A 6,363-nucleotide genomic window follows, 5' to 3' on the forward strand; every position below is an offset into this window, starting at 1 on the left:
CGCCCGCCATCCCGCCATGCCCGCGAACGGACCGGGAAGAGGTTCGCATGCCCCCTGCCATCACAGCCGAAGGGCTGGTCAAGAAGTACGGCGACGTGGTCGCCCTCGACGGGATGGACCTGTCCGTCCCCGAGGGCACCGTGTTCGGACTGCTCGGCCCCAACGGAGCAGGCAAGACCACGACCGCGCGGATCCTGACCACCCTGCTGAAACCGGACGCCGGCCGGGCCACGGTCGCCGGGTTCGACGTCGTCACCGACGCCCCCCGGCTCCGCGCCCGCATCGGCGCCTCCGGCCAGTACGCCGCCGTCGACGACCACCTCACCGGCGCCGAGAACCTGGAGATGGTGGGCCGCCTCTATCACCTCGGCACCCGGCGCAGCAGGCAGCGCGCCCGCGAGCTGCTGGAGCGCTTCGACCTGACCGGGGCCGCCGACCGCCCGGTGCAGGGCTACTCCGGCGGCATGCGGCGCCGCCTCGACCTGGCCGGAGCGCTGGTCGCCGACCCGCCGGTGCTCTTCCTCGACGAGCCGACCACCGGCCTCGACCCCCGGGCCCGCGCGGGCCTGTGGGACGTCATCTCCGAGCTCGTCGCCGGCGGCACCACGGTCCTGCTCACCACGCAGTATCTGGAGGAGGCCGACCGCCTCGCCGACACGATCGCGGTCGTCGACCACGGCCGCGTGATCGCGCTCGGCACCGCCGACGAGCTCAAGGACGACCTGGGCGGCGACCGCGTCGAGGTGGCCGTGACCGGCGCCGCCGACCTGGAGGCCGTACGGCGCGCACTGGCGCCCCTGGCCGCGGGGGAGATGCGGGTCGACGCCGCCGCGCTCCGGCTGACGGTCCCGGTCGCCGACGGCGCGGCCTCGCTCACCGCGGCCCTGGGCCGCCTGGCCGCCGAGGGCGTGACCGTACGCGACGCGGGGCTGCGCCGGCCGACGCTGGACGAGGTGTTCCTGAGCCTCACCGGGAACCGGGCCGCAGAGCCCGCCGAACCGGCCGAGATCGAGGAGTACAGCCGATGAACGCCCTGCGGACGGCCGTCGCCGACGGCGTGACGATCACCAGGCGCAACGTGCTCAAGATCAGGCGGGCGCCGGACCTGCTGGGCGGCGTGATCACGCTGCCGATCGTGATCGTGCTGCTGTTCGCCTACGTCTTCGGCAGCATGATCGAGCTGCCGGGCATGTCGTACGCGGAGTACCTGATCCCGGGGATCTTCGTCCAGTCGATCGTGATGAGCGGGCAGATCACCGGCTACACCCTCACCCAGGACCTGCAGAAGGGCGTCTTCGACCGGTTCCGCACGCTGCCCATGGCCCCGTCGGCGGTGCTGGTCGGCCAGACCGTCGGCGACATCGTCATGAACGTGACCAGCATCGCCACCATGGCCCTGATGGGACTGGTCGTCGGCTGGCGCGTCCACACGGCGCCGCACGAGGCCGCGCTGGGCTTCCTGTTGCTGCTGTTGTTCGCCTACGCGTTCTCGTGGGTGACCGCGACGGTCGCGCTGGCCCTGCGCAAGCCCGAGGTCTTCAACAACATCGTCACCACCGTGACGATGCCGCTGGTCTTCCTGTCCAACGCCTACGTCGACACCACCCGCCTGCCGGGGCCGTTGCAGGCCGTCGCCGAGTGGAACCCGGTCTCCGTGGTCATCCAGGCCGTCCGCGAGCTCTTCGGCAACACCTCGGCGGCCATGCCCGCCCCCGAGGCCTGGCCGCTGCGGCACGCGGTCCCGGCGGCGGTGCTCTGGTCGCTCCTGCTGCTGGTCGTCTTCGCGCCCCTGGCCACCCGGCTGTACGGCAGGGCGGTCAGCCGGTGACCCGGCCAGGCCCCCTCAGCGCAGGGAGGCCGTGACGCACACCAGAGGCGCCGACGCCGAGGTGCGACCGGTCAGCACGGTGGTGACCAGACCGTGCGCGGCGACCGCGGAGCCGACCTTGGCCGCGATCTCCTCGGCCCGCCCGGCGCCGGGCGGCTCGTAGAACAGGTACAGGCCGCCTCCCGGCGCCAGCCAGCGCCGCAGGAGCCCGACCTCCGCCGCCGGAGAGCGCGTCCAGAAGAGGTTGACGTTGACGGCGAAGATCTTGTCGAAGGAGTCGTCCTCGAAGGCGCTGCTCTCCAGGGCCGCGACGCGGAACACCGCCCTGCCCGAGGCGACGTGCGCCGCGTTGCGCCGCTCCGCGGCCTCGATCGCCTTGTCCGAGCGATCGACGGCGGTGATCGTGCCCTCGGCCAGCCGCTCGCAGACCAGCTCGGCCGCGACGCCGCGACCGCACCCGATCTCCAGCACCCGGTCGGCGGGACGCACGTCCAGTGTCTCCACGGCCCAGAGCAGGCGCTCGGGTATCGGTCCAGCCGTCATGATCGGAAAATATCAGGCGGCGCGCGGGGACCGGCGGCTCGTGGACGAAACCCGGTGACGGGTGGCACGGTGTCGGCATGATCTCCGACACCGCCGTGGGCGATTCCGGACCGGACGAGGACTTCCACGACCTGCCGTGGCAGCGGGCACGCGAACGCGCGCACGCCGCGGCCCGGCCGGTGCCGCCGATCGTGGCCGAGCTGGACCGGGCGGCCGGGCTGACCCTCGCCGAGGAGATCACCGCCCGGACGCCGGCCCCGGCCTTCGACACCTCGGCGATGGACGGCTTCGCCGTGGCCGGACCCGGGTCCTGGCAGGTGTGCGGCGCGGTGCGGGCCGGGACGGTCTGGACCCGCGGCGCGCTGGAGGCGGGGCAGGCGGTGGAGATCTCCACGGGAGCCCCGGTGCCGCCCGGGGCCGACGCCGTGCTCCCGGTGGAGCTGGCCGTACGGCATGCCGACCTGGTGAGCGGTCCGCAGCCCGCGAAGGGCCGGCACATCCGGCTGGCCGGTGAGGACGCGCCGGCCGGGGCCCTGCTGGCCGCGGCCGGCGGCTGGGTCGGCCCCGCGCTGCTCGGCCTGGCCGCATCCTGCGGCTATGACACGCTGCGGGTCCGGCCGCGGCCCCGGGTGCGGATCCTGGTCACCGGTGACGAGCTCGTCCGCCACGGGCTGCCCGGCCCCGGCCAGGTGCGCGACGCGCTGGGCCCGATGCTGCCGTCGCTGGTGGAGAGCATGGGCGGGCGGGCGGAGGAGGTCCGCCACGTGCCCGACCGGCCCGAGGGCTCGCTGGCGGCCGCCGTCGAGGCCGCGGGCGAGGCGGAGGTCATCGTGGTGACCGGTTCCACGTCGGTCGGCGTCACCGACCAGCTGCGCTCGCTGCTCGACGACCGCGCGGCCCGGTGGGTCGTCGACACCGTGGCGTGCCGTCCCGGCCATCCGCAGCTGCTGGCCGGGCTCGACGGCGGGCCGTGGGTGGTGGGCCTGCCCGGCAACCCGTACGCCGCACTGGTCGCCGCCCACACGCTGCTCGGCCCGCTGCTGGCGGGGCTGTCCGGGCGGGGCCTGCCGGTCCTGCCGCGGGTGCCGCTGGCCGGTGACGTCCGGGTGGCCGTGGGGCGCACCCGGGTGCTCCCGGCCACCTGGGACGGCGCCGTGGCCCGCGTGCTGGCCGAGCGCGGCTCCGCGTTCCTCAACGGGGCGGCCTCGGGGGACGCGCTGGCCGCCGTGCCGCCGGACTGGACGCCGGGCGACGCCGTCCCGCTCGTCCTGCTGGCCCGGCCCTTCTGACGCCCCGGCCCTGTCTGTCAGGGGTGCAGCTCGGTGCGCAGCTCGTGGCTCTCGTCGGGCAGGCGGGCCTCGTAGTAGAGCCGGTGGGCGCCGCCGGGCAGGGGGAGGACCTCGACGTAGCGGACGTCGACGACGGGGGAGTCCGGGACGGCGGCGAGGACGTCGCCGGCGGGAGCGGCCACGCCGGTGCGCTCGAACCAGTTCTCCTCGGGGGTGGCGCGGCCGTCGTAGAAGGCGTGACCGTCGGGCAGGACGGCGGTCAGCCGGGCGCCGCGGGCGTCCCAGGCGCCGGGGCGGCCGGACAGGACGGTGCCGTGCCAGGTCCAGTCGAGCCCGTCGGAGCTGGTGGCGTACGCGGTGCTCATGCGGTCCTCCTCGCCGGGGACCTCCAGGTGGTGGCAGCAGATCCAGGCCTGCCAGCGGTCGCCGTCGCGGTGGATGACGGGGTCCTTCACGGCGGTCTTCCCGTCGCCCTCGAAGACCCGGACGACCGGGGCGTCGGGCAGGTCCTCCGGCGTGGGGGCCTCGACGGCGCCGATCCACCAGTGGTGCGTGCCGGGGGTGGCGCAGCAGACGTACAGCCGCCAGGCGCCGGTCTCCGTGCGGACCAGGGCGGGGCGTTCGACCATGGAGGCGCCGAACCGCTCCCGGGTGAGGACGGCGACCGTGGTGAAGCGCTCGCCGTCCGCGGAGCGGGCGATGACGTTGTGGTCGCCGTCGCCGCGCACACGGTAGGCGAGGACGACCGAGCCGTCGGTGTCGAGGGCCGCGCTGGGCGCGCCGGCCCATCGGTGCGGGCCGGGACCGGGGGCGGGGACGACGACCGTGGACGGACGGGAACCGGGAAGGGGCAGGTGGGAGGTCATGCGCCCCAGGATCGTCCGCTCGGGCGGGAACCGGGAGTGGCAGGAATGCCAGGTATCCGGAATTTCCTGCCATACTGGCGGCGTGATCCGTGACGTGGTGGCGGTGGTCGGCCGGCAGGCGGCCGTGTTCGAGCTCGGGCTGGTCTGCCAGGTGTTCGGGCTCGACCGGTCCGAGGACGGGCTGCCCTCCTACGACTTCGCGGTCTGCGCGCCGCGGCCCGGGATGGTCCCCACGACCTCCGGCTTCGCGATCGAGGTGCGGCACGGCCTCGACCGGACGCGCACCGCCGACCTGGTGATCGTGCCGGCCTGGGGGGACGAGCCGCCGCTGCCGGAGGGGGTCGCCGAGGCGCTGCGGGCGGCGGTCGCGCGGGGAGCCATGCTGCTCTCGGTGTGCACGGGCGCGTTCGCGCTGGCCGAGGCGGGCCTGCTGGACGGCCGGCGGGCCGCGACGCACTGGCAGTTCGCCCCCCGCCTGGCGCGGAGGTATCCGCGCGTGCGGGTCGACCCCGGCGCTCTGTACGTCGAGGACGGGCCGATCGTCACCAGCGCCGGCGCCTCCGCCGGGATCGACGCCTGCCTGCACGTCGTGCGGCGCGAGTTCGGCGCGGCCACGGCCAACGCCCTGGCCCGGCGCATGGTCGTCCCGCCGCACCGGTCAGGGGACCAGGCCCAGTACGTGGAAGCGCCCGTTCCCGCGGCCGGGGAGGGCTACGGCCTGGCCGAACTGCTCGACTGGATGCAGGCCCACCTGGACCGGCCGCTGACCGTGGAGGCGCTGGCGGCCCGCGCGCTGATGTCCCCGCGCACCTTCGCCCGCCGGTTCAAGGACGTCACCGGCACCACGCCGCACCGCTGGCTGCTGGACCAGCGCCTGCGCCTGGCCGAGCAGCTGCTGGAGACCACCGACCTGCCCGTCGACGCGGTCGCCGCCCGCACCGGCCTGGGCAGCCCGGACACGCTGCGGCATCACTTCGCGGCCCGCCGCGGGATCACGCCGACCGACCACCGCCGCGCCTTCCGGGCCGACTGAGCGCTGAGCGGTGTCCTGATTTAGCGGTGTGTCCTGATTTAACAGGAAATCAGCGACTCGCCGGTGTGGCTGCCGATGAGACCGTCAAAGGCACAACGGTGCCGTTTCGTCGAGTTCGCAAGGATGCGGCATGGAACTGCACGACCGCCATGGAGGGCGGGTGATGTGGCTGGGGCAGCACCCCGACCGCGGCGAGGTCTACCGGCTGTGCCGCGATGACAGGTGGCTGGGCGACCACAGCCTGGACGCTCTGCCCGCGGCCGCGGCCTATCACGGTCTGACGATGGCCGAATTCGGACTGGCCGATCACTTCACCTGCATGACCGTCAACCTGGCCGACCGTACCTGCTGCCTGCGGCGGGCCGAGACCGTCGAGGTCGACGCCGCCAGCGGGCTGATCCAGCGCCGGTGCGCCCCGTGCCGGCAGGCCGCCGCCGAACTGGCCACCGCCGACCCGGTGGCCCCCGCCCCTCCCGTCGCCGGTCCGGCCGCGGCGGCTCCGGCGTTCGCGGACCTTCCCGCCGATCCCGGGTCCAAGGAGCACCCGCTCTGGAGCGACCTGGACGAGTGGTGGCTGCAGCGGCAGGAGGACCGGCGGCGCTCCGTCTCCCTGCAGCTGCGCGACGCCGTCACGGTGATCTACGCAGCCTGCGAGATCCTCTCCGACATCGGCGCGTCGGACTCGGACGCGGAGCGGGAACGGCTGCTGGAGATGGTCCGGACCCGCGCCTCGCGGCTGCGGGCCCTGCTGGCCACCACCGCGTGGGCGGGCCTGTGAGGCGTCGCCGTACGCGGATCGCCGGG

Annotated in this window: 7 protein-coding genes; 5 read left to right on the plus strand and 2 right to left on the minus strand. The window is 74.7% G+C overall.

Annotation, left to right across the window (positions count from 1 at the left end; translation table 11 throughout):
* Positions 1-47 precede the first annotated feature (47 nt).
* Complete coding sequence (locus Psi01_RS02870) at positions 48-1,028, plus strand: ATP-binding cassette domain-containing protein (protein ID WP_204062332.1); 981 nt, start codon at positions 48-50, stop codon at positions 1,026-1,028.
* The gene (locus tag Psi01_RS02875) at positions 1,025-1,828 is read left to right on the plus strand and encodes an ABC transporter permease (RefSeq protein WP_204062333.1); all 804 of its coding nucleotides are present in this window, start codon (positions 1,025-1,027) and stop codon (positions 1,826-1,828) included. The genes Psi01_RS02870 and Psi01_RS02875 overlap by 4 nt, the downstream gene beginning before the upstream one ends.
* A 15-nt stretch (positions 1,829-1,843) precedes the next feature.
* On the opposite strand, the gene Psi01_RS02880 is transcribed toward Psi01_RS02875, so the two are convergent.
* Positions 1,844-2,371: a class I SAM-dependent methyltransferase gene (locus tag Psi01_RS02880; protein WP_204062334.1), complete on the minus strand. Its 528-nt coding sequence runs from the start codon at positions 2,369-2,371 to the stop codon at positions 1,844-1,846.
* A gap of 77 nt (positions 2,372-2,448) precedes the next feature.
* Here Psi01_RS02880 and Psi01_RS02885 point away from each other — a divergent pair, with 77 nt between their 5' ends.
* Complete coding sequence (locus Psi01_RS02885; protein ID WP_204062335.1) at positions 2,449-3,660, plus strand: molybdopterin molybdotransferase MoeA; 1,212 nt, start codon at positions 2,449-2,451, stop codon at positions 3,658-3,660.
* A 17-nt stretch (positions 3,661-3,677) separates the two neighbouring features.
* On the opposite strand, the gene Psi01_RS02890 is transcribed toward Psi01_RS02885, so the two are convergent.
* The gene (locus Psi01_RS02890; RefSeq protein ID WP_204062336.1) at positions 3,678-4,526 is read right to left on the minus strand and encodes a glycoside hydrolase family protein; all 849 of its coding nucleotides are present in this window, start codon (positions 4,524-4,526) and stop codon (positions 3,678-3,680) included.
* 82 nt (positions 4,527-4,608) lie between these two features.
* Here Psi01_RS02890 and Psi01_RS02895 point away from each other — a divergent pair, with 82 nt between their 5' ends.
* On the plus strand, positions 4,609-5,559 hold the full coding sequence (locus tag Psi01_RS02895; protein ID WP_204062337.1) for a GlxA family transcriptional regulator: 951 nt from the start codon (positions 4,609-4,611) through the stop codon (positions 5,557-5,559).
* 130 nt (positions 5,560-5,689) lie between these two features.
* Positions 5,690-6,337 carry a histidine kinase gene (locus Psi01_RS02900; protein ID WP_204062338.1) on the plus strand — a complete coding sequence of 216 codons (648 nt, stop codon included), beginning with the start codon at positions 5,690-5,692 and terminating at the stop codon, positions 6,335-6,337.
* The last annotated feature ends 26 nt before the right edge of the window (positions 6,338-6,363 follow it).

This window comes from Paraplanobispora siamensis (genome assembly GCF_016863175.1).
Lineage (GTDB): Bacteria > Actinomycetota > Actinomycetes > Streptosporangiales > Streptosporangiaceae > Planobispora > Planobispora siamensis.